At 68.4% G+C, this 1906-nt stretch carries 2 protein-coding genes; one reads left to right on the forward strand and one right to left on the reverse strand.

Annotated elements, in window-relative coordinates:
* Positions 1-178: 178 nt before the first annotated feature.
* On the reverse strand, positions 179-1180 hold the full coding sequence (locus ACK5KK_RS10525; RefSeq protein ID WP_416890037.1) for an AraC family transcriptional regulator: 1002 nt from the start codon (positions 1178-1180) through the stop codon (positions 179-181).
* A gap of 142 nt (positions 1181-1322) precedes the next feature.
* On the opposite strand from ACK5KK_RS10525, the gene ACK5KK_RS10530 reads away from it, so the two are divergent.
* A partial coding sequence (locus ACK5KK_RS10530) for an aldehyde dehydrogenase family protein (protein WP_416890038.1) occupies positions 1323-1906 on the forward strand: 584 nt, incomplete at its 3' end.

Raw genomic sequence — 1906 nt, forward strand, 5'->3', positions numbered from 1 at the left:
GCGGGTTGCACGGGGTGCGCCGTCGGTGAGGCCAGAGGTGATTCCAGTCGAGTCATTGTCACTCCGTCGTGTGTCAGGCCGACGCGCTCGTCGTCGTCGGGACACTCAGCGTCAGCCGGAGCCCGCGCCCCCGTCAACGACGCTGCGCAAAACGGACACCGCGGTGGACAATCCCGTCTCAGCGGCGCAGCGTCTGCGACGGCGACTCACCGAACCGTGATCGGTAGTCGCGCGAGAAGCGTCCGTGGTGGGCGAAGCCCCAGCGGTCGGCGATCTGCGCGACAGTGACGGATGCCGCGTCCTGTGCCTCGAGTTCGCGACGCGCGTGCGTCAGTCGACGGTCCTGCAGGTAGCCCAGTGGGGTGGTCTCCAGTGCCTGCCTGAATCCCGCCTGCAGGGCGCGGATTCCGACACCGGCGTGCGCTGCGAGCTCGGGTACGGTCACCAGCGAGGCTTCGGGGGTGGAATCGACGTAGGCGATCGCCCGGCGCACAGCGCGCGGCGTCGCGGGCCCAACGGGATCGTCGAGCTCGGCGCGATACGAGTGGCGGGCCGCCAGCAGCAGTCCCGTCATGGCAGCGTCCTGCAGATGCGCGAGCACCAGCGACTGGGCGGTGAGGCCCTCCTGTGACCACAGCCGCTGCGCAAGCAGCTGGATGATCGTGAACCACTCCCGCGGTCGCCTCCCCCCGAGCGCCAGGGGAAGGTCGAACTCGATGCTTCCGCCGTGGATCTGTCGGCCCAGCAGATCCTCGAGCCGACGTTCCAGCGCCGTGCGATCGAACTTCACCCCGAGCACGCGAGCGGCGACCTCGAACCCCTCGAACTCGTGCTGGTGCAACCCGTAGACCGCCGCCTGGCGAGGTGTGGCCACCATCCGTTGGTCTCCGCGCGCGGTGCGCACGACCCCCTCGAGCGGAATGTTGATCTGGTATGAGTGAGCCAACGAACCGGTGACGACCCTCGCCCCTGCGCTGTACTGGATTGTTCCCAAAGTGAGCGGTCCCGACGTGAACGACCGCAACGTCAAGCGAGGCGGTCGCGTCCGGTCCAGGGGCGTCAGAGTGTGGCGGTGAAACACCAGGCCGCCCACGGACATCGCTTCCTCCATCGGCGCCGACCGCACGGCGATGCCGGGAGAGGATGCGCTGTCCTCACTGACGACGTTGCCAGCCCTCATGGCGTCTGTCTACCATGCGCGGCTGCGGGGAGCCAGCCCGCCGGGTGGATATCCCGTCGCTTATCCACATTGCGCATCTCCCCCGCCGCGTCGCGGCGCTGCATCGATACTCGTGGCAGCCGACTCAAGGAGGAGACCCACCATGACCATCGCCGATGCTGCGCCACCACATCTCGCGATCTCGCACACCCCCGGACGCTTGTTCATCGGCGGACAATGGCGCGACGCCTCTGACTCGGGCCGCATGGATGTCGTGGCGCCCGCGACCGGCGAAACGCTCGGCTCGGTCGCCCGCGCGACCGTCGAAGACGTCGACACAGCCATTGAGGCGGCACGTGCCGCCTTCGACTCGGGCGTCTGGTCGGGGCTGTCGGGGCGAGAACGCGGTCGCATCCTTCAGCGCGCCCACGACATCATGCGCGCCCGCACCGAGGAGCTCGCGTTCACCGAGAGCCAGGATGCCGGCAAGCCCATCACGTTCGCCCGCGTGGTCGATGTGGAGCACTCGGCGCTGCAGTACGAGTACGCCGCGAGTCTGGGACAGCACCTCGACGGCGCCGTGCGCGAAACCCCCGGGAACACGCACGCCTATGTGCGCAGAGAGCCGATCGGAGTGGTCGCCGCGATCACACCGTTCAACTTTCCGCTGATCCTCTCCTCCACCAAGATCGCGACCGCTCTGGTGGCCGGCAACACCGTCGTCCACAAGCCCGCCTCCGATACCCC

Origin of the sequence: Microbacterium sp. (genome assembly GCF_047972865.1) — a bacterium.
Lineage (GTDB): Bacteria > Actinomycetota > Actinomycetes > Actinomycetales > Microbacteriaceae > Microbacterium.